The sequence below is a fragment of the Arthrobacter globiformis NBRC 12137 genome (genome assembly GCF_000238915.1).
Lineage (GTDB): Bacteria > Actinomycetota > Actinomycetes > Actinomycetales > Micrococcaceae > Arthrobacter > Arthrobacter globiformis.
Window position 1 is genome coordinate 1 of sequence record NZ_BAEG01000016.1, and the last position, 19,642, is coordinate 19,642.

Annotated in this window: 17 protein-coding genes; 4 read left to right on the forward strand and 13 right to left on the reverse strand. The window is 67.7% G+C overall.

Going from position 1 to position 19,642, the window contains the following annotated elements; all coding sequences use genetic code 11:
• Nucleotides 1–316: 316 nt before the first annotated feature.
• The 4 genes from tyrS to ARGLB_RS02810 form a co-directional block, all read right to left on the reverse strand.
• Nucleotides 317–1,630, reverse strand: a complete 1,314-nt coding sequence (tyrS, locus tag ARGLB_RS02795; RefSeq protein WP_003798662.1) for a tyrosine--tRNA ligase — start codon at nt 1,628–1,630, stop codon at nt 317–319.
• 92 nt (nt 1,631–1,722) lie between these two features.
• Nucleotides 1,723–3,951 (reverse strand): HelD family protein, encoded by a 2,229-nt coding sequence (locus ARGLB_RS02800; protein ID WP_003798664.1) that lies wholly within the window; start codon nt 3,949–3,951, stop codon nt 1,723–1,725.
• Between the two features lie 173 nt (nt 3,952–4,124).
• The gene (locus ARGLB_RS02805) at nt 4,125–4,682 is read right to left on the reverse strand and encodes an adenine phosphoribosyltransferase (protein ID WP_003798665.1); all 558 of its coding nucleotides are present in this window, start codon (nt 4,680–4,682) and stop codon (nt 4,125–4,127) included.
• 9 nt (nt 4,683–4,691) lie between these two features.
• Nucleotides 4,692–5,330, reverse strand: coding sequence for a DNA-3-methyladenine glycosylase (locus ARGLB_RS02810; protein ID WP_003798667.1), 639 nt, complete (start codon nt 5,328–5,330; stop codon nt 4,692–4,694).
• Nucleotides 5,331–5,441: 111 nt separating this feature from the next.
• Between ARGLB_RS02810 and ARGLB_RS02815 the strand changes: the two genes are divergently transcribed.
• A complete protein-coding gene (locus ARGLB_RS02815) occupies nt 5,442–7,097 on the forward strand; it encodes a DNA-3-methyladenine glycosylase 2 family protein (RefSeq protein WP_003798669.1) in 1,656 nt (551 codons plus the stop codon).
• Nucleotides 7,094–7,603 (forward strand): methylated-DNA--[protein]-cysteine S-methyltransferase, encoded by a 510-nt coding sequence (locus tag ARGLB_RS02820; RefSeq protein WP_003798671.1) that lies wholly within the window; start codon nt 7,094–7,096, stop codon nt 7,601–7,603. The genes ARGLB_RS02815 and ARGLB_RS02820 overlap by 4 nt, the downstream gene beginning before the upstream one ends.
• Before the next feature lie 23 nt (nt 7,604–7,626).
• Here the strand turns inward: ARGLB_RS02820 and ARGLB_RS02825 are convergent, their stop codons facing one another.
• The 9 genes from ARGLB_RS02825 to argC all read right to left on the reverse strand — a co-directional run bounded on the left by ARGLB_RS02825 (nt 7,627) and on the right by argC (nt 17,243).
• Nucleotides 7,627–8,403 (reverse strand): maleylpyruvate isomerase family mycothiol-dependent enzyme, encoded by a 777-nt coding sequence (locus ARGLB_RS02825; RefSeq protein WP_003798674.1) that lies wholly within the window; start codon nt 8,401–8,403, stop codon nt 7,627–7,629.
• Between the two features lie 108 nt (nt 8,404–8,511).
• Complete coding sequence (gene argH / locus ARGLB_RS02830; RefSeq protein WP_003798677.1) at nt 8,512–9,951, reverse strand: argininosuccinate lyase; 1,440 nt, start codon at nt 9,949–9,951, stop codon at nt 8,512–8,514.
• A 6-nt stretch (nt 9,952–9,957) separates the two neighbouring features.
• Nucleotides 9,958–11,163 carry an argininosuccinate synthase gene (locus tag ARGLB_RS02835; RefSeq protein WP_003798678.1) on the reverse strand — a complete coding sequence of 402 codons (1,206 nt, stop codon included), beginning with the start codon at nt 11,161–11,163 and terminating at the stop codon, nt 9,958–9,960.
• Between the two features lie 62 nt (nt 11,164–11,225).
• Complete coding sequence (locus ARGLB_RS02840; RefSeq protein ID WP_003798679.1) at nt 11,226–11,756, reverse strand: arginine repressor; 531 nt, start codon at nt 11,754–11,756, stop codon at nt 11,226–11,228.
• A complete protein-coding gene (gene argF, locus ARGLB_RS02845; RefSeq protein WP_003798680.1) occupies nt 11,757–12,752 on the reverse strand; it encodes an ornithine carbamoyltransferase in 996 nt (331 codons plus the stop codon).
• Complete coding sequence (locus ARGLB_RS02850; RefSeq protein WP_043417788.1) at nt 12,749–14,008, reverse strand: acetylornithine transaminase; 1,260 nt, start codon at nt 14,006–14,008, stop codon at nt 12,749–12,751. Before ARGLB_RS02850 ends, argF begins: the two co-directional genes overlap by 4 nt.
• A gap of 50 nt (nt 14,009–14,058) precedes the next feature.
• A complete protein-coding gene (gene argB / locus ARGLB_RS02855; RefSeq protein ID WP_003798684.1) occupies nt 14,059–15,018 on the reverse strand; it encodes an acetylglutamate kinase in 960 nt (319 codons plus the stop codon).
• Between the two features lie 30 nt (nt 15,019–15,048).
• Nucleotides 15,049–16,215: a bifunctional glutamate N-acetyltransferase/amino-acid acetyltransferase ArgJ gene (argJ, locus tag ARGLB_RS02860; protein WP_003798686.1), complete on the reverse strand. Its 1,167-nt coding sequence runs from the start codon at nt 16,213–16,215 to the stop codon at nt 15,049–15,051.
• Nucleotides 16,212–17,243 carry an N-acetyl-gamma-glutamyl-phosphate reductase gene (argC, locus tag ARGLB_RS02865; protein ID WP_003798689.1) on the reverse strand — a complete coding sequence of 344 codons (1,032 nt, stop codon included), beginning with the start codon at nt 17,241–17,243 and terminating at the stop codon, nt 16,212–16,214. Before argC ends, argJ begins: the two co-directional genes overlap by 4 nt.
• 178 nt (nt 17,244–17,421) lie before the next feature.
• Here argC and ARGLB_RS02870 point away from each other — a divergent pair, with 178 nt between their 5' ends.
• Nucleotides 17,422–18,528 carry a fatty acid desaturase family protein gene (locus tag ARGLB_RS02870; protein ID WP_003798690.1) on the forward strand — a complete coding sequence of 369 codons (1,107 nt, stop codon included), beginning with the start codon at nt 17,422–17,424 and terminating at the stop codon, nt 18,526–18,528.
• A gap of 91 nt (nt 18,529–18,619) precedes the next feature.
• Complete coding sequence (locus tag ARGLB_RS02875) at nt 18,620–19,585, forward strand: quinone oxidoreductase family protein (protein ID WP_003798692.1); 966 nt, start codon at nt 18,620–18,622, stop codon at nt 19,583–19,585.
• Nucleotides 19,586–19,642 lie beyond the last annotated feature (57 nt).

The following is a 19,642-nucleotide window of genomic DNA, read 5'->3' on the forward strand; positions in this document are numbered from 1 at the left end:
TTCGAATACTCGCGAAACAATTCAAGAATCACCATCTCGAATTTGCCTTTTCGCTTTTCTTCGCTGCGATGTTTCCAGCTTATTTCATTCATTTTCACTTTGCAAATCCGGGTTATTTACCCGATATTCACCTCGTGGAATGAATCCACCCAGCACTAATGGAAGCTTTTCTTCATTCATGCTTGAAGTTGAAGAATTGCTTCTCAGTGAAGGGGGTTTGTCACCGCTCAGCGGCGGCGACTCAGAAGACATTACACGCTCCCCCGCGGCCGTGCAAATCGGCTGCGGAGGAGCGTGCATTTTGCCTGTTCCGGTGCTAGGCGCCGGACACCTGAACCGTGGCCAGGTTCTTCTTGCCCCGGCGAAGCAGCAGGTACTTGCCGTGCAGCAGCTGGGAAGGTGGGATCACCGCGTCAGGATCCGTGACCTTGGCGTTGTTGACGTAGGCACCGCCCTCTCCGACGACACGCCGTGCGGCGGACTTGCTGTCCGAGAGCCCCGAGGCAACCAGCAAGTCGATGATGCCGAGCCCGGTGCCGTCCACGGAAGCGGACGGCAATTCTGCAGTTGCCGCGGCAAGCGTCTGCTCGTCCAGCACCGACAGGTCGCCGTTGCCGAAAACGGCCGCGGAAGCAGCAATGACCTTTTCGGTGGCTTCGGCTCCGTGGACCAGGGCCGTCACTTCGTAGGCGAGCTTCCGCTGGCCTTCGCGGGCGAACGGACGCTCGGCGACAGACACGGCAATCTCGTCAATCTCGGCCCGGGTGAGGAAGGTGAACACCTTCAGCCGGTCCACGACATCTGCATCGGCGGTGTTAAGCCAGAACTGGTAGAAGGTGTACGGGCTGACCATTGCGGAATCCAGCCAGATGGCGTTGCCCTCGCTCTTGCCGAACTTGGTGCCGTCGGCGTTGGTGATGAGCGGAGTGCCCAGCGCATGGACCGTCTTGCCCTCCACCTTGCGGATGAGTTCGGTGCCGCTGGTGAGGTTGCCCCACTGGTCCGAACCGCCGGTCTGCAGCATGCAGCCGTAGTCGCGGTAGAGCTGGAGGTAGTCCATGCCCTGCAGGATCTGGTAGCTGAATTCCGTGTAGCTGATGCCTTCCTCGGAGCTGAGGCGTGAGGCCACAGCGTCCTTGCGGAGCATGGTGCCCACGCGGAAGTGCTTGCCGACCTCGCGAAGGAAGTCGATCGCGCTCAGCGGTGCGGTCCAGTCGAGGTTGTTGACCATCCGGGCTGCGTTGACGCCGTCGAAGCTGAGGAAGCGGCGGACCTGGGCCTGCAGGTAGCCGACCCACTCGGAAACGGTGTCCTTGGTATTCAGGGTGCGTTCCGCCGTCGGACGCGGATCGCCGATCAGCCCGGTGGAGCCGCCCACGAGACCGAGGGGCTTGTGGCCGGCCAGCTGGAGCCGCCTCATGAGCAGGAGCTGGACCAGGTTTCCCAGGTGGAGGCTCGGCGCCGTCGGGTCGAATCCGCAGTAATAAGTGACCGGTTCCCCGGCGAGGAGCTTTTCCAGTTCCACCTCGTCGGTGGATACATGGACAAGGCCGCGCCATTTGAGCTCCTGCCAGATGTTGGCGAAGCTGGGGTCGTTCTGCTGGGATTCGAGGTCGTTTAGTTGTGACACGCCTTCTAAGTTAGCAGGGTCAGCGCCACCCGGACCCTCGGGGAGGGCAAGCGGGCGGGCCGGGCCGCGACGGCCGGGCCCGCCCGGAAACCTTAACGCTCGATGCCCGCCGGAACGTCCGCGGCCGCGATCAGCCGAAGCCGCTGGGTGGGGCGGGTCATGGCGACGTACAGATCGCCGACCCTGCCGTGCTCGTGGTTCAGCATGGCGCTCTTTTCAAGGACCACGACGCCGTCGAACTCAAGACCCTTGGCTTCCCGCGGGCTGATGACCACCACGTCCTGTTCGTAACTGCCGGCACCCGTGCCGAGCCGGGAGCCATACTTCGCGCGCAGCGCGGCGGTGGCCTTCCGCAGCAGGTCCCCGTCGGCAATCACGGCCAGCAGGCCGCCGTCGAGCGCTTCGAGCTCCTCGGGGAGGACCTCCACCAGCCGGCTCACGATGTCCGGCTGCTCCACACGGTCGATTATCGGCGACCAGCGGCCCTCCCGGACGGCCTTCGGTGCGGAAACCACCAGGCCGGCGGCGTTGGCCATCCGGGCCGCCGCTTCGGCGATTTGCGACGGCGTGCGGTAGTTCACCGTGAGCTCCTCCAGCTGCCAGCGGTCGCCGAACATCGGGGCAAGGGCTCCCTGCCAGGACTTCGCGCCGGCCACGGAACTGGTCTGGGCGATATCCCCGACGATGGTGAAGGACTTGAGCGGGCAACGGCGGACCAGGAGCCGCCACTGCATGGGCGAGAGTTCCTGTGCCTCGTCGACGACGATATGGCCGAACGCCCACGTGCGGTCGCTGGTGGCGCGCTCGGCTGCCGTCAGGCGCGCCTCGCGTTCCTCGTTCTGTTCAACGAGTTCCTCGGCGGACATCAGGACATCGACCCCGGCCGATTCCATGTTCACCAGGGTCTGCCGAGCGTTGGCCAGGGCGCGGGCCCGGTCCTGCTCCTGCTGGGCGAGGCCGCGGCCTGCCGCCGGATCCAGTTCACCGAGGAGTTCCGCAGCTTCGTCGAGCAGGGGTACGTCGGCCTCGGTCCAGGGGGCATCGGGGGCCCGCAGCAGGAGCTCGCGTTCCCTGGCATTGAACCCGGGGGTGCAGGCTTCGAGCAGGGCGGGCTTGCTGAGGAGTTCGTTCACCAGCTTCTCGGGCGTCATCGGCATCCAGCACAGGTTCAGCGCGATGCGCACGTCGCGGGACGTCCGCACGTCCTCGGCGAGGTACGAGCGGTCGGCGTTGTTGCCGATGTTGCCGGCCTCGACGAGTTCGGTCATCTGCTCGGTCAGCTCGCGGAGCAGGATCTTGACGAACGTCACGCGGGCCTCGTTGTGCGGCTTGCCGGTGGAGCGTGCGCGTTCACGTGCGCGCCGGACCTGGCGGGGCGTGAGGGTCAGCTTGCGGCCGTCGACTTCCAGGATCCGGTTTTCGGCCGGAATGCGCTGCCGGTTGGCCACGGCATTGGCAATGACCTCGGCCATTTCCAGCCGGCCCTTGATGGCGGCAACGTCCGCCTCCTGTTCCGGCACCGCATGGATGCCGGGCATGAGCCTGCCAAGGCTGGCCATGACCACGCCGGTCTCACCCAGCGACGGCAGGACGCGTTCGATGTATTTCATGAACGACGACGACGGGCCCACCAGCAGCACGCCGGCGGACTTGAGCCGGTCGCGGTGGGTGTACAGCAGATAGGCGGCGCGGTGCAGGGCCACGGCGGTCTTGCCGGTGCCCGGCCCGCCCTGGACCACCAGGGCGCCGGAGATGGAGGACCGGATGATGCGGTCCTGCTCGGACTGGATGGTGCCCACGATGTCCGACATCCGGCCCGTGCGCTTGGAGTTAAGTGCGGCCAGCAGGGCGCCCTCGCCCTGCAGCGAGTCGGCGTCGGAAAGCATGTCGGCATCCAGGACGTCGTCCTCGATGGCCTTGACCTCGCGGCCCTGCAGGATCAGGTGCCGGCGCCGGCGCACGCCCTGCCGGTCAAACGCGGTGGCCTGGTAGAAGTGGCCGGCCTCCGGCGCGCGCCAGTCGACCATGAGCCGGACGAGGTCCTCGGTGGTGAGCCCGATGCGGCCGATGTACTGCGCTTCCCCGGAGTCCAGGTCCAGCCGCCCGAACACCAGGCGGTCGTCGACGGCGTCGAGCTGGGCGAGGCGGTCCTCGTACAGGGCCGCGAAGGCGTCGCGTTCGGAAACGTTCTGCATGGTGCCGACGGCTCCCGCGCGGCGCACCTGGGCCAGCTGGGCGCGCTTTTCCTCGCGCAATTCATCAAGCCGTGTGTACAGACCGGCTACGTAGTCCCGTTCGTGGGCCAAATCGGCGTCGAGCATCGTTCCCCTATCGCAAAAGACAGACCGTCCATTCTATAACCTTTTCGGCTGACGTGGCGGCTGTTGAGCTGCTTACAGCAGGTTATCTGACGGCGCGGCTTCGCCGCTCACCGACGAGGCTGCTGGTCAGAGCCTGGTAAGCCAGAGCCACGGCTGGCCCGCGGACCGCAACGTCAGAGTCGCAGCAGCGACCGCACACGGTGCCCGGCCAGCGCGGAGCGGCCGCGCAGCTCGCCGAGTTCCATCACCACGCCCACGCCCGAGACGTGGACGCCGCAGCGCTCAAACAGGCGGGCGGCTGCCCCGAGGGTGCCGCCGGTGGCGAGGACGTCGTCCAGGATCAGCACCCGGCTGCCGCGGGCCAGGTCCGTGGTGTGAAGTTCCAGGGTGGCGTTGCCGTATTCCAGGGCGTAGTCCTCGGAGTAAACCTCGCGCGGCAGCTTCCCGGCCTTCCGCACTGTCACCACACCGGTGCCGGTGGCGTAGGCCGCGGCGGCGGCGAGCAGGAACCCCCGTGCCTCGACGCCTGCCACGGCGTCGAACTGCCCCTTGAACGGTTCCACGAGCGCGTCAACGACTGCCCGGAACGCGGTGCCGTCGGCGAAGACGGGCGTCAGGTCCTTGAAGGTGATTCCGGGCTTGGGGTAGTCCGGAACGGTCGCGCAGAGGCTGGTAATGAGTTCGTCCACGGGGACGGGCCTGCGGGCAGGGGCTTGTTCGCTGTGGTTCACCCGTCCAGCCTACGCCCGCGGCGGGCGCGCCTTCGCAGCCTTGTAACGGGACACGGTGGGGTCGCCCGTGAGCCAGAACCGCCACGGATAATCGTGCGTGCCGCCATGCCCGGCGACGCCGACCCGCGGCCCGGTGCTGACGTGGGCGGCGGGTGCCGGCGGCAGTGACAGGCCAAACGGAGGGCCCAGGGCATCCCGTCCGCTGTCCTCGGTGGTCAGTCCAAGTGCTGTGGCCAGCCGGGCCGGTCCGCTGGCGAGATCCTTGGCGGCTTTCGACGTCGGCCGCCGGGCAAGCGCGAGTTCGCGGCCGCCGACGATTTCACCGGCGCGCAGCAAGACGGCCGAGGCGTGGCCGGCCGGACCACAGACGATGTTGGCGCAGTAGTGCATGCCATACGTGAAGTAGACGTAGAGGTGGCCGGCTGGGCCGAACATGGGGGCGTTCCTGCGGGTCGGGCCACGGTACGTGTGGGAGCCGGGATCGGGGTGCAGCGAATCGATGGGACCCATGTAGGCCTCGAGTTCGGTGATCCGGACGGAAACGGGACCTTCCTCGCTCTCGTGGGTCAGGACAGCACCAAGGAGCAGCGGCGCTATTTCGCGGGCATCGCCGGACAGGAACTGCCGCACAGGGCCGCTGGTGGTCATGCCCCGACTCTACCGAAGCGTCTGTTATCCGGACCTGGCCCGAAGAAGCCGCTCCACGGCCATGTCCGATTTCCGCTAGCACGGCCTCTTGGCGGCTGGCAGGATGGAGTCATGGACTTCTGGCAGCGCTACCGCGCCATCGACGCGCGGGACACCCGCTTCGACGGGCAGTTCTACACGGCGGTGCGGACCACGGGCATTTACTGCCGGCCGTCATGCCCGGCGAGGACGCCCAAGGCGGCGAACGTCACCTTCTATGAAACCTCCGCGGCCGCCCACGACGCCGGCTACCGCGCCTGCAAGCGCTGCCTGCCGGAGGCCGTGCCGGGCACGCCGGCCTGGAACCTCCGGTCGGATATCGCCGGCCGGGCCATGCGGCTGATCAACGACGGCGTGATCAACCGCGACGGCGTTGAGGGGCTCGCCTCGAGACTGGGCTATTCGTCCCGCCAGCTGAACCGGATCCTCAGCCATGAACTCGGCGCCGGTCCCCTGTCCCTGGCCCGGGCCAGCAGGGCACAGACCGCGCGCACGCTGCTGGTGTCCACGGGGATGAAACTTGCGGACGTGGCCTTCGCCGCGGGTTTCAGCAGCGTCCGCCAGTTCAACGAGACCGTGGCCGAGGTGTTCGACATGACGCCGACCGCCCTGCGCAGCACCGCACGGCACCATCCGTCCGCCCGCGCAAGCACCTCACTCACCCTGGCTCTCCCCTACCGCGAGCCATTCGACCCCGGCGTGTTCAGTTTCCTTGCCGTCCGTGCCATCCCGGGAATCGAGGCCGGAACCGCAACGTCCTATGCCCGCACGCTGCAGCTTCCGCACGGTGGCGCTCGGTTCAGCGTTGAGCACACCGGTGGTGCCACCGGAGCGGGCGGCGCAGCGTTGGCCAACACAGCGTTAGCCAACACAGCGTTGGGTGACACAGCGTCGGATAATTCAGTGAAGTACGACGGCGGGCCGCACCGGCGGCCGCTGATTCTCACCATCGGCGCGGTGGACCTCCGGGACCTGCCGGCCCTGCTGAGCAGAGTACGCCGGCTTTTTGACCTCGACGCTGATCCCGTCGCCATCGATGGCGCGCTCGGCGCCGACCCCCGGCTTTCGGCGTCCGTGGCGGCAGCGCCGGGGATCCGCCTGCCCGGCGCCCTGGATCCGCAGGAACTGCTGGTCCGGGCCATGGTCGGGCAGCAGATCACGGTGGCCGCCGCACGCACGGCCCTCACGCAGCTGGCCGAGGCCGGCAGCCCCAGCACTGCCGCAGGCGACGGACTTTCCCGGCTGTTCCCGACGCCGGCGCAGATCGCCGGAGCCGGCGCGGAACTGCTGCGCGGCCCGCGGCGCAGGATAGAGTCTCTGCTGGCCGTTGCCACGGCACTGGCCGAAAACAAGCTGGAGCTTGGCTACGGGGACGATCTTGCCGGCCTTTCCGCCAAGCTGCTGCCGCAGCCCGGCATCGGGCCGTGGACCGTGGGATATGTGGCCATGCGGGTCATCGGCGCGCCGGACATCTTCCTCGCCAACGACGCCGCGGTGCGCAACGGAATCCGGGCGCTGCCCGGCGGTACTGCCGGAAGTGGCGCTGCCGGAAGCGGCGCGGGGCCGTCGTCGGACGTGCCGTCGCCGGACTTCCGCGAACTCAGCCCGTGGCGTTCGTACGCCACCATGCATCTCTGGCGGGCAGCCGCGGCTGCATCCGCGAACCCCCGCCGCCCGCGGGGCGCAGACAACGAAACCGACAGTGCCATGAAAGTGACCGCACAATGAAAGCCCAACTGCTCACCATGACCACGCCGGACGGACCGTTCACCATCATCGCCCGCGACGGCGTGGTGCTCGCCTCCGGCTGGACGGCCGACCCCCGGGACCTCACGGGCCAGATCCATCCTGAGCTCCTGCCGGACGCCTACGAAGCGGTGGAGCACCTCGGCGCGATTTCGGCCGCCGTGGACGCCTTCTACGCGGGCAATCCGGCTCCAGCCATGAGCGTGCCTGTCCTGCAGAAATCAGGCCCGTTCCGCGCCCACGCCTGGGACGTGCTCCGCACCGTCAGCCCGGGGGCGCCGGTTACTTACACCGAATACGCGGAGCTGTCCGGCAACGCCAAGGCGGTCCGTGCCGCCGCCAGCGCCTGCGCCTTCAATGCGGCGGCGCTGTTCGTACCATGCCACCGCGTGGTCCGCACGGACGGCACCATGGGCGGCTTCCGCTGGGGCCTGCGGATCAAGGAAAGCCTGCTGGCCCGGGAAAAGCAGGGACTCGCCGCAGGTTGAGCTGCCGGGCCCTGGGTGGGCCGCTATTTCGCCGGAACCCCGGCGGGCCACGGCAGCAGTTCCGGCAGGTCCACGCCGTCGGCGGCGGCCGAGGCACGCAGGCTGCCGAGTGACGGTTCCCGTCCGGCGAGCCAGGCGGCGATGTCGGTGATCATTCCGCTGATGACCGTGGAGCGGCCGCCGGTCCCGATGGTCACGGGAGGCATGCCGAGCGGCTGCAGCACCAGTTTCTGGTCCTCGGGCACGCGCGCGGCGAGGAAGGAGAACAGGTGCTCACAGAATGGCCTGCTCCACGTTTCCGAGCCGCGGCCGGTGTTGAGGTCGGAGGCATGGATCACCAGCTCGCGCCAGAGCGCGAAGCCACCGTCCAGCACCACTCCCCCGCGGTAGGAGATGGGCGCATGCCAGCTGCCGGCACCCGCCGCAGCAGCGTTCCCGGAAGCGGCACCAGCATCCGCCGCCAGCGAGTCGAAGGCGCGCAGCGCCCGCTCCAGCGCTGTGTCCAGGTCCGCGCGGTGCTGTTCCAGGGCATGCCCGGCATTCATTTCGATGGCCTTCGTGCGGCCGTCATAGCCGCCGTCGTACAGTTCCACCGTTTCCCCGCGTGCGGCGTATTCGAGCTGCCGGGCCATCGCGTTGGAGATGCCGGTGATGTGCGCGAGGACGTGTCCGCGGGTCCAGCCCGGGAGGGCCGAGGGGGCCGGGACGTCGGCCTCGGTGAGTTTGGCCGCCAGGGAGGAAACGGCGTCGGCCGCTTTGTGGAGCTCGGCGAGCAAGGCGTCAGGTGTGATCGCGGTCATGCCGCAATCGTAGCGGAGTGTTAATTCGGGTTAACGCAGGTAAGGGTCCCGACGGCTCGACCACCGGTGGTCGAGCCGTCGAGACCCAAGGTCCCGGCACGTGAACTGCTAGCCCGCGTACTCGCGGACGCCGCTAAGCTCGCCTTCCAGCGCAGCAAGCTGGCGTTCGACGGCGGCCGGGGCCGTTCCGCCCTGCGAGTTCCGGCTGTTGAGGGAACCTTCCGTGCTGAGGACGCTGCGGACCTCCGGGGTGAGGTGCTCCGAAATGGCGGCATACTCCTCATCCGTCAGGTCCCACAGCTCCACGCCGCGGCTTTCAGCCTGCTTCACGGCCGCGCCGGAGAGCTCGTGCGCTTCGCGGAAGGGAACGCCCTGGCGGACCAGCCACTCGGCGATGTCGGTGGCCAGCGCGAAGCCCTGCGGGGCCAGCGCTTCCATCCGGTCCGCATTGAACTTGAGCGTGGCGATCATCCCCGAAACGGCCGGCAGCAGCAGCTCCAGCGTGTCGGCGGCGTCGAACACCGGCTCCTTGTCCTCCTGCAGGTCCCGGTTGTACGCGAGCGGCAGGCCCTTCAGCGTGGCCAGCAGGCCGGTGAGGTTGCCGATCAGGCGGCCGGCCTTGCCTCGGGCCAGCTCAGCCACGTCCGGGTTCTTTTTCTGCGGCATGATGGACGATCCCGTGGAGTAGGAATCGTGCAGCGTGACGAAGGAGAACTCCTTGGTGGCCCAGAAGATGACTTCCTCCGAGATGCGTGAGAGGTCCACGCCGATCATGGAGCACACCCACGCGAACTCGGCGAAGACGTCGCGGGAAGCGGTGCCGTCGATCGAGTTGTGGACAGCGGAGAAGAAGCCAAGGTCCGCGGCAACTGCCTCGGGGTCAAGGCCCAGCGACGAGCCGGCGAGGGCACCCGAACCGTACGGCGAGACGCCGGCGCGCTTGTCCCAGTCCTGCAGCCGCTGCACATCGCGCAGCAGCGCCCAGGCGTGGGCCAGGAGGTGGTGGCTGAGCAGGACAGGCTGGGCGTGCTGCAGGTGCGTGCGGCCGGGCATGGCGACGCCCTGGTGCGCCTTCGCCTGCTCCACCAGCGCGTCGATGGTGGCGAGCACGCCGCGGGCGATGATCCGGGCGTGGTCGCGCAGGAACATGCGGCCCAGGGTGGCCACCTGGTCGTTGCGGGAACGCCCCGCCCGGAGCTTGCCGCCCAGCTGGGTCCCGGCCCGCTCGATCAGCCCGCGCTCCAGGGAACCGTGCACGTCCTCGTCGGACTCCGCCGGCAGGTACGCGCCCGAGGCGACGTCCGCATCCAGCTGGTCCAGGGCTGCGAGCATGCCTTCGAGTTCGGCGTCGTCCAGCAGCCCGGCCTTGTGCAGCACGCGGGCGTGCGCCTTGGAGCCGGCGATGTCGTAGCGGGCCAGCCGCCAGTCAAAGTGCGTGGACTTGCTCAGCGCCGCGAGGGCATCCGCGGGGCCGCCGGCGAACCGGCCGCCCCACAGTGCACCTGTGTTTGTCGCTTCGGTCTTCGAGGTTTCGACAGGCTCAACCACCGATTTTTACTTTCCTGCGACGCGGATGTCGCGGCCGGAGGCAACCTTGGCGGACATGCCCCACAGCTCGATGAAGCCGCGCGCCATGGACTGGTCGAACGTGTCGCCGGTGTCGTAGGTGGCGAGCTCGAAGTCGTAGAGCGAGGTCTCGGAGCGGCGTCCGTTGACGATCGCCTGGCCGCCGTGCAGCACCATGCGGATGTCGCCGGTGACGTACTTCTGGGTGTCCTCGATGAAGGCGTCCAGGGAGCGCTTCAGGGGGGAGAACCACTGGCCGTCGTAGACCAGTTCGGCCCACCGCTGGCCAACAGTGGCCTTGAAGCGCGCCTGCTCACGCTCGATGGTGATGTCCTCAAGGTGCTTGTGCGCGGTGATCAGCGCCATGGCTCCCGGGGCTTCGTAGATTTCGCGGGACTTGATGCCGACCAGGCGGTCCTCGACGACGTCGATCCGGCCCACGCCCTGTGCACCGGCGCGGCGGTTCAGTTCCTTGATGGCCTGCAGCGGGGTGACCCTGACGCCGTCGATCGCTACCGGAACGCCTGCTTCGAAGGAGATGGTGACCTCGTCCGGTGCCGGCGGGAATTCCGGCGTGGCGGTGTAGTCGTAGATGTCCTTGGTGGGGGCGTTCCAGATGTCCTCGAGGTAGCCGGTTTCGACGGCGCGTCCCCAGACGTTCTGGTCGATCGAGTACGGGTTCTTCTTGGTGGTCTCGATCGGCAGACCCTTTTCCTCGGCGAAGGCGATGGCCTTGTCGCGGGTCAGGGCGAGGTCGCGGACCGGGGCGATGCACTTCAGGTCCGGGCCGAGGGTCTGGATGCCCACTTCGAAGCGGACCTGGTCGTTGCCCTTGCCGGTGCAGCCGTGGGCCACGGTGGTGGCTCCGAATTCGCGGGCGGCCTTGACCAGGTGCTTGACGATGACCGGGCGGGAGATGGCGGAGACCAGCGGGTAGTGCCCCTGGTAGAGGGCGTTGGCCTTCAGCGTGGGCACGCAGTATTCGTTGGCGAACTCGTCGCTCGCGTCCGCCACGTAGGCCTCGACGGCGCCGCAGCCGAGGGCGCGCTGGCGGATGGTCTCCAGGGATTCGCCGCCCTGTCCGACGTCGACCGCCACGGCGATGACCTCGGCGCCGGTGGCTTCACCGATCCAGCCGATGGCTACGGAAGTATCCAGGCCACCGGAGTAGGCCAGAACAATACGCTCAGTCACGGAATATGCTCCTTAGTTGTTGTTTCTGTTTTTTGATTGTCTTGAAAGTCAGCGGCCAGGCGCTACTGGCCGGCTTCCTCGGCGAGCTGCAGGAAGCGGGCAGCCAGTTCCGGCCCGCCCAGCGGGTCCCGGGCCACGAGCAGCACGGTGTCGTCCCCGGCGATGGTGCCCAGGATCGAGGGCATTACGGAATGGTCGATGGCAAGCGCGAGGAAGTTCGCCGCGCCCGGCGGGGTCCGGAGCACCACGAGGTTGGCGGATGCCTCGGCCGTGACCAGCAGTTCCCCGCACAGCCGCGCCAGCCTGGCATCCAGGATTTCCTGGCTGACCCCGCTTTTGGCCGCCCGTTCCCCGCCTTCACCGGGAACGGCGTACACCAGCACGCCTTCCTTGCCCCGGACGCGGACGGCACCAAGCTCCACGAGGTCACGCGACAGCGTGGCCTGGGTAACCTGCACGCCGTCGTCCGCGAGCAGCGCCGCAAGCTCAGCCTGGGAACGCACCGATTCGCCGGTCAGGATCGCGGTGATCCGCGCCTGGCGGGCGGTCTTGGTGGCCGGGCTGGCGCCGGGCGAGGGGGCGGGGACGGACAACTACGCCTGCCCTGCCAGGGGCCGCAGTCCGTCGACGACGGCCAGTCCGGACTGGTGCATGAGCCAGGCCATGAGCCCCTTCTGCGCGTGCAGGCGGTTTTCGGCCTCGTCCCACACGATCGACTGCGGGCCGTCAATCACGCCGGCAGAGATTTCGTAGCCGCGGTAGGCGGGAAGGCAGTGCAGCACCACGGCGTCCGCGGCGGCCTGCGCCAGCGCGGCCTCGTCCACGGAGTATTCACGGAAGAGCTGCATCCGTGCTTCCTTTTCGGCTTCCTGGCCCATGGAGACCCACGTGTCGGTGGCCACGACGTCGGCCCCCTTGAGTGCCTCCGCCGCGTCGGTCGTGATAAGCACGGATCCGCCGGTCTCGGCGGCACGTTCCCGGGCGGCCGCCACGATGCCGTCCGCGGGCAGGTAGCCGTCGGGACCGGCGATGCGGACGTGAATGCCGGCGGTGACGCCTGCCAGGAGGTAGGAGTTGGCCATGTTGTTGGCGGCGTCGCCAAGGTAGGCCATGGTGAGGCCCTTGAGTTCACCCTTGTGCTCCTTGACGGTCAGCAGGTCGGCCAGCAGCTGGCAGGGGTGGTAGTCGTCGCACAGGGCATTGATGACCGGAACCTTTGAGTTCTCGGCCATCGCGACGAGGCCGGAGTGCGCGCCGGTCCGCCACACGATGGTGGAAACCATGCGCTCGAGCACCTTGGCGGTGTCCTCGACGGATTCCTTGTGGCCGATCTGCGCCTCGCCCGGGTTGATGATCAGGGCGTTGCCGCCCATGTCCGCCACGCCGGTGGCAAAGGAGACCCGGGTCCGGGTGGAGGTCTTGTCGAAGATCACCGCAACGGTCTTGCGGCCGCTGCCTTCGGCGGCGAAAGGCTGGACGCTGTACGGCGCCGCCTTCATGCGGCCCGCGAGTTCCAGGACTTCCGCCTGCTCGGCAGGGCTGAGGTCCGTGTCCTTGAGGAAGTGGCGGATGGTGCCGGTGGAAGTCACTGTGCGTCCTTTGCAGTTTGCAGGATGGCCGGAAGGGCGGCCAGGAAACGGTCCGCCTGCTCGGTGGTCAGGATGAGCGGCGGGGCCAGGCGGATCGTGCGGGGGCCAGGGCTATTGATGATGAAGCCGGCGTCCAGGGCAGCGGTCACGGCGGCCGGGGCGACGTCGGCATCCAGGTCGAAGCCGATCAGCAGTCCCTCGCCACGCACCTCTGTGACACCGTCGACGGCGGCCAGCGCCTGCCGCACATGCTCACCCACCACGCGGACGTGGTCCATCACCTGCTGGCTTTCGATGGCGTGCAGCGTGGCCAGTGCCGCGGCGGTGGCCACCGGGTTCCCCCCGAAGGTGGTGCCATGCTGCCCGGCGGAGAGCAGCGACGACGTCTTCTCACCGAACGTGACGAGCGCGCCGATGGGGAAACCGCCGCCAAGGCCTTTGGCCAGGGTGATGGCGTCGGGCACGATCCCGGCATCCTCGCTGGCCAGCCACTTGCCCGTGCGTGCGATGCCGGTCTGCACCTCATCGAGGATCAGCAGGGCGCCGGCTTCGGCGGTGAACTCGCGGGCTGCCTTCAGGTAGCCGGCCGGAAGGGGCCGGACGCCTGCCTCGCCCTGGATCGGCTCCAGGAAAACGGCAGCAACGGTGTCGTCCACCGCGTTGCGCAGGGCCTCGATGTCCCCAAACGGAATGTGCTCGACGCCGCCGGGCACCGGCTCGAAGGGAGTGCGGTAGGCCTCCTTGGCCGTGAGCGCGAGTGCGCCCATGGTCCGCCCGTGGAATGCGCCTTCAAGCGCGATGATCCGGGTGCGGGGCTTGCCGCCTTCGGCGCCACCGGCGGGAGACCCCGAGTTCCGGCGGGCCAGCTTGAAGGCGGCCTCGTTGGCCTCGGTGCCCGAGTTGGTGAAGAACACCTTGGAGCCGGCCGGTGCCTTGCTCAGCTCCAGCAGCTTTTCCGCCAGGGCGATCTGCGTGGGGCTGGTGAAGAAGTTGGAGACGTGCCCCAGGGTGGCCAGCTGGCTGGAGATCACCGAGGTCACGAACGGGTGGGCGTGGCCCAGCGCGTTAACGGCGATGCCGCCCAGGAGGTCCAGGTATTCCTTGCCGTCGGCATCCCAGACGAGGCAGCCCGCGCCGCGGACCAGCACCCGCTGGGGCGTGCCGAAGACACCCATCAGCGACGACGAGTAGCGTGCCAGCCACTCAGAGCCGCTGCTGGTGGGGACAATTGTGGTTACGGCGGCCTCCGCAGCAATGGGGGCCCCGCTGCGGCCTTCAGCGGAATGGCTCAGTTCAGTGCTGCTCACTATGCGTTCACGTCCTCATCGGGTACGACCTGGGTGCCAATTCCGGCGGTGGTGAAAGTTTCCAGAAGCATCGAGTGGGGCAGGCGGCCGTCCACTATGTGCGCCCGCTCCACTCCCTCGTCGATGGCCTTGAGGCAGGCGGCCATCTTGGGAATCATGCCTGATTCGAGCCTGGGCAGCATGTCCCGCAGCTCGGAGGCCGTCAGGGACGAAATGAGCGAGGACTTGTCCGGCCAGTTGGCGTAGAGGCCTTCGACGTCGGTCAGGATGACCAGCTTCGAGGCGCCCAGGGCGGAGGCCACAGCTGCCGCCGCGGTGTCCGCGTTGACGTTCAGGACCTGGCCGGTGGGCTGGAAGCGCGCGGCGCCGGCCACGCCCTCGCCGGCGTCGGTGATCTCCGGGGCGACGGTGGAGATCACCGGGATCCGGCCGGCGTCGAGAATGTCCACGATGCCGGCGGGGTCCACTCCCACCACTTCGCCCACGAGCCCGAGGTCCACCTGCTCGCCGTCAACCACGGTGCCGGTGCGGACGGCACGCAACAGGCCGCCGTCTTCACCGGACATGCCGACGGCGTAGGGCCCGTGCGAGTTGATCAGGCCTACCAGTTCACGGCCCACCTGGCCGGTGAGGACCATCCGCACCACGTCCATCGCCTCGGGCGTGGTGACGCGCAGGCCGCCCTTGAATTCCGACTCGATGCCGAGCCTGCCCAGCATCGAGTTGATCTGCGGTCCGCCGCCGTGCACCACCACGGGGTGGATGCCGACGTGGTGGAGGAAGACGACGTCCTCGGCGAAGGCGCGGCGCAGCTCGTCGTTGACCATGGCGTTGCCGCCGTACTTGATCACCATGGTGGTTCCGGCGAAGCGCTGGATCCACGGCAGGGCTTCGATGAGGGTGCCGGCCTTGGCTTGGGCATCACTCATGGACGTTGACTCGCGGGTCTGGGTGTTCATGCGGCTGGTCCTCCAGGGTTGCTGGCCGATCTAGCTTGAGTAGGCGCTGTTCTCGTGGACGTAGTCGTGCGTGAGGTCGTTGGTCCAGATAGTGGCTTCCGCCCCGCCGGCCTGCAGGTCGATCTCCACGAGCACCTCGCGTGGTTCCAGGTCCACGAGCTTGCGGTCCTGGCCGATGCCGCCGTTCTGGCAGATCTGGACGCCGTTCATGGACACGTTGAGCTGGTCCGGTTCGAACACGGCGTCGGTGGTTCCCACGGCGGAGAGCACCCGGCCCCAGTTGGGGTCCTTGCCGAAGATGGCGGCTTTGAAGAGGTTGGAGCGGGCCACGGCGCGGCTGACGGTTTCCGCGTCGCGTTCCGTGGCGGCGTTGAACGTCCGGATCGCGATGTCGTGGCTGGCACCCTCGGCGTCGCCAATCAGCTTGCGGGCCAGTTCAGCGCAGACCTGGGTAAGGCCCTGGCCGAACGCCTCGGCTGACGGGACGGCCTTGGAAGCGCCGGAGGCGAGCAGCACCACGGTGTCGTTGGTGGACATGCAGCCGTCGGAGTCTGCCCGGTCAAAGGTGACGCGCGTGGCGTCGCGGAGGACGACGTCGAGCATTTCCGGCTGCACGTCGGCATCGGTGGTGAGCACCACGAGCATGGTGGCGAGCCCGGGTGCCAGCATGCCGGCACCCTTGGCGATGCCGCCGATGGTGAATTCATTTCCTTCGGCGTCGGCGCCGGTGAAGACGGCCTGCTTGGGCACCGTGTCGGTGGTCATGATGGCAGTGGCCGCTTCGGGACCGCCGTCGGCGCTCAGGGCGGCGGCCGCGGCGTCGATGCCGGGGACGATCTTGCCCATGGGCAGCTGCTCGCCGATCAGGCCGGTGGAACAGACAAAGATATCGGTGGCGGAAAGGCCCAGCACCTCGGCCGTTTTCTCGGCCGTGGTGTGCGTGTTCTGGAAGCCCTGCGGGCCGGTGCAGGCGTTGGCGCCGCCGGAGTTGAGGATCACAGCGTCAACGCGGCCGTCCGAGACCACCTGGCGCGACCAGTGGACGGGGGCCGCGGCAACCCGGTTGGAGGTGAAGACGGCGGCTGCCGCCTTGGACGGTCCGTCGTTGACCACGAGTGCGAGGTCCGGGTTACCCGAGGCCTTGAGCCCGGCTGTGACACCGGCGGCACGGAATCCCTTGGGGGCGGTAACGGTCACGGGGCAACTCCCTGCAGGTTAAGGCCGGCGGTCTCCGGCAAGCCAAGGGCAATGTTCATGGACTGCACCGCTCCACCGGCGGTGCCTTTGGTCAGGTTGTCGATGGCGCACGTGACAATGACGCGCCCGACGTGGTCGTCGAACGCCAGCTGCATGGCCGCGTGGTTGGAGCCCTGCACGGACTTGGTGGTGGGCCACTGGCCCTCAGGCAGCAGGTGGACGAACGGCTCGTCGTCATACGCCTCCGCCCAAGCACGGCGAAGTTCCTCGGAGCCGACACCGGGCTTGACGCGTGCGGTGGCGGTGGTGAGGATGCCACGGCTCATGGGCGCCAGGGTGGGCGTGAAGGAAACCGTGACTGGCTCACCGGAGGCGTTGGACAGGCCCTGCTCGATTTCGGGCGTGTGCCGGTGGCCGCCGCCCACGCCATAGGGGCTCATGGAACCCATGACCTCGGCGCCGATGAGGTTTACCTTTGCCGCCTTTCCGGCCCCGGAGGTGCCGGAGGCGGAGACGATGACGACGTCGTTCCCCTCGAGCAGGCCGCCGGCGAACCCGGGTGTGAGGGCGAGCAGCGCCGACGTCGGGTAGCAGCCCGGGACGGCGATCCGGTTGGCGCCCTTGAGTTTCTCGCGCTGGCCCGGCAGCTCTGGCAGACCGTAGGGCCACGTTCCGGCGTGGTCGGAGCCGTAGAACTTTTCCCACGCGGCGGCGTCTTCCAGGCGGTGGTCCGCGCCGGCGTCGATCACTACAGTGCCTTCGGGCAGCTTGGCCGCAATCTCGGCGGACGCACCGTGCGGGAGGGCCAGGAACACGACGTCGTGTCCGGACAGGTTCTCCACGCTGGTGTCCTCGAGAATCCTGCTCGCCAGGCCATGGAGATGCGGCTGCAGTTCGCCTAGTCTGGAACCGGCGTTGCTGTGTGCCGTGATGGCTCCGATGGTGACATCCGGGTGGCCGGCCAGGAGCCGGAGAACTTCGCCGCCGGCGTAGCCGCTGGCGCCGGAAACGGCAACAGAAATAGTCATGAAGACGACTATACAGCAAGACTATGCATAGGTCCCGATATTTATGCATGACTTTTCATGCCGTGAGCCGGTCCGCCGCGATGCTTAGCCACCGTATGATTAACAAAGGGTGATCCAGACCGTGCGCGCCGAATGTCGGCCGCAGCGTTGCCCGTAACAGTTACGAGGCACGCCGTTCATGACGTCCACCATCACTTCCGAGCGCCCGCAGCCCCGGATCAGCAAGCCCAGCAGGGTCCGCCAGGCCAACCCTGTCACACAGAGCTACTCCGACCTGCTCAAGTCCGTGCGCGCAGCCGGACTCCTGGAGCGGCGCCAGGGCTTCTACATCACCGTCTTCGCCACGCTGGCTGTCCTCATGGCGGCGGCCTGGTTCGGTTTCGCGCTGATCGGCCAGAGCTGGTTCCAGCTCCTCATCGCCGCAGCGCTCGGCATCATCTGCACGCAGCTGAGCTTCCTGGCCCATGAGGCCGGCCACCGCCAGATATTCGCCTCCCGGCGCGCCAACGACTGGTCAGCACGGATCCTGGCAACATCCGTGGCCGGCGTCAGCTACTCGTGGTGGGAACAGAAACACGGGGCACACCACAACCACCCCAACGTCATCTCCAAGGACCCGGACATCGCCCCGGGTGCCATCGTCTTCCACCCGGAAGCCGCGGCCGCACGGCAGGGCCGGCTGGCCCTGCTCACGCGCAAGCAGGGCTGGCTTTTCTTCCCCCTGCTCTTCCTTGTGGGTCTCGGCCTGCAGATAGATTCGGTCCGCTTCATTTTCCGGCGCGCCAAGGTCACGCACCGCTGGGTGGAACTGCCCATCCTGCTGGCCCGCCTCAGCATCCTTCCTGTGCTGGCGTTTTCCTTCCTGCCGCTGGGCATGGCTGCCGCCTTCATCGGCGTGCAGCTCGCTGTTTTCGGGTTCTACATGGGTGCGTCCTTCGCGCCCAACCACAAGGGCATGCCGGTCCTTCCGGCTGACAGCCGCGTCGACTTCCTCAGCCGCCAGGTCCTGACATCACGCAACATTTCCGGCGGCCGGTTCATGGATATCCTGCTCGGCGGCCTGAACCGCCAAGTGGAGCACCACCTCTTCCCCGACATGGCCCGGCCCCAGCTGCACAAGGCAACCGCGCTGGTGCGCCAGCACTGCGAAAAACACGGGATTCCCTTCACGGAGACCACTCTGGCGGCGTCGTTCGGAATCATCGTCAGGTATCTCAATGAGGTGGGGCTCGCTGCCGGACGCCACTTCGAATGCCCCATGGCAACGGTCTCCCGCCGCTACTAAGCGGCCGCCCCGACTTCGCCTGCACCGCCCCGGTCCCTAGGATGAGGGGAGGAAGGGTGCCGGAGGTCCCGGCCCGGAAAAGGAGAATTCCATGACGCACGCCATCGTCGCCCGGCAGGCAGGCGGACCCGAGGTTCTGGACTTCACGGAGATCGACCGTCCCGTCCCCGGCCCCGGCCAGCTGCTCATCAAAGTGGCAGCGGCCGGCGTGAACTTCATCGACACCTACCAGCGCGGCGGCATGTACCAAGTGCCTTTTCCCTTCACCCCGGGCTCCGAGGCCGCCGGCACCGTTGAGGAAGTGGGTGAAGGCGTTGAGAACTTCGCAGTCGGCAGCAGGGTCGCCACGGCCGAAGGTTCCAAATGCTATGCCGGCTACACGGTGCTGGATGCAGCGAAGGCCCTTCCGGTGCCTGACGGCCTGGATGACCAGACGGCAGCCGCCCTCCCGCTTCAGGGCATGACGGCGCACTACCTCATCAATTCGTCATTCCGGGTGGAGCCGGGCCACACGGTGCTGACGCATGCGGGCGCAGGCGGCGTTGGCCTGCTGCTGACCCAGCTGCTGAAGGAGCGGGGGGCACGGGTCATCACCACGGTGTCCTCCGATGCCAAGGAGGAACTTGCCCGGGAAGCCGGAGCCGATCACGTGCTGCGCTATCAGGGGTTTCCCCACCACGTCCGCGAGCTGACCGGAGGCAAAGGCGTGGACGTCGTGTATGACGGCGTCGGCCGGAACACCTTTGACGGGTCCATGTCCTGCCTGCGCACGCGCGGATCGCTCGTCCTGTTTGGAGCAGCCTCCGGCGCCGTTGCTCCCGTGGACCCCCAGCGGCTGAATGCCGGCGGCTCGCTGACGCTGACCCGCCCGTCCCTTGCGCACTTCCTTCTCAACGAACAGGAACGCCATTGGCGGTCCGGGGAGATTTTCGCTGCCGCCGCCAGCGGAAACCTCAAGGTCCGCATCGGCGCCAGCTACCCGTTGGCTGAGGCCCGCCAGGCACACGAGGATCTCGAGGGCCGGCGCACCACCGGCAAGGTTCTGCTGGTTCCGTAGCAAAAACAGCCTCGGATGAACACGAAGGAAACGATGTCACCTTCCATTCATCTTGCC

Bases quoted from the DNA above. Each gene is read 5' to 3' on its own strand.
- ARGLB_RS02800 (WP_003798664.1), bottom strand. From the start codon at position 3,951: ATGCTCGACGCCGATTTGGCCCACGAACGGGACTACGTAGCCGGTCTG.
- ARGLB_RS02810 (WP_003798667.1), bottom strand. From the start codon at position 5,330: ATGACCACCAGCGGCCCTGTGCGGCAGTTCCTGTCCGGCGATGCCCGC.
- ARGLB_RS02815 (WP_003798669.1), top strand. From the start codon at position 5,442: ATGGACTTCTGGCAGCGCTACCGCGCCATCGACGCGCGGGACACCCGC.
- ARGLB_RS02820 (WP_003798671.1), top strand. From the start codon at position 7,094: ATGAAAGCCCAACTGCTCACCATGACCACGCCGGACGGACCGTTCACC.
- ARGLB_RS02825 (WP_003798674.1), bottom strand. From the start codon at position 8,403: ATGACCGCGATCACACCTGACGCCTTGCTCGCCGAGCTCCACAAAGCG.
- argB (WP_003798684.1), bottom strand. From the start codon at position 15,018: ATGAACACCCAGACCCGCGAGTCAACGTCCATGAGTGATGCCCAAGCC.
- argC (WP_003798689.1), bottom strand. From the start codon at position 17,243: ATGACTATTTCTGTTGCCGTTTCCGGCGCCAGCGGCTACGCCGGCGGC.
- ARGLB_RS02870 (WP_003798690.1), top strand. From the start codon at position 17,422: ATGACGTCCACCATCACTTCCGAGCGCCCGCAGCCCCGGATCAGCAAG.
- ARGLB_RS02875 (WP_003798692.1), top strand. From the start codon at position 18,620: ATGACGCACGCCATCGTCGCCCGGCAGGCAGGCGGACCCGAGGTTCTG.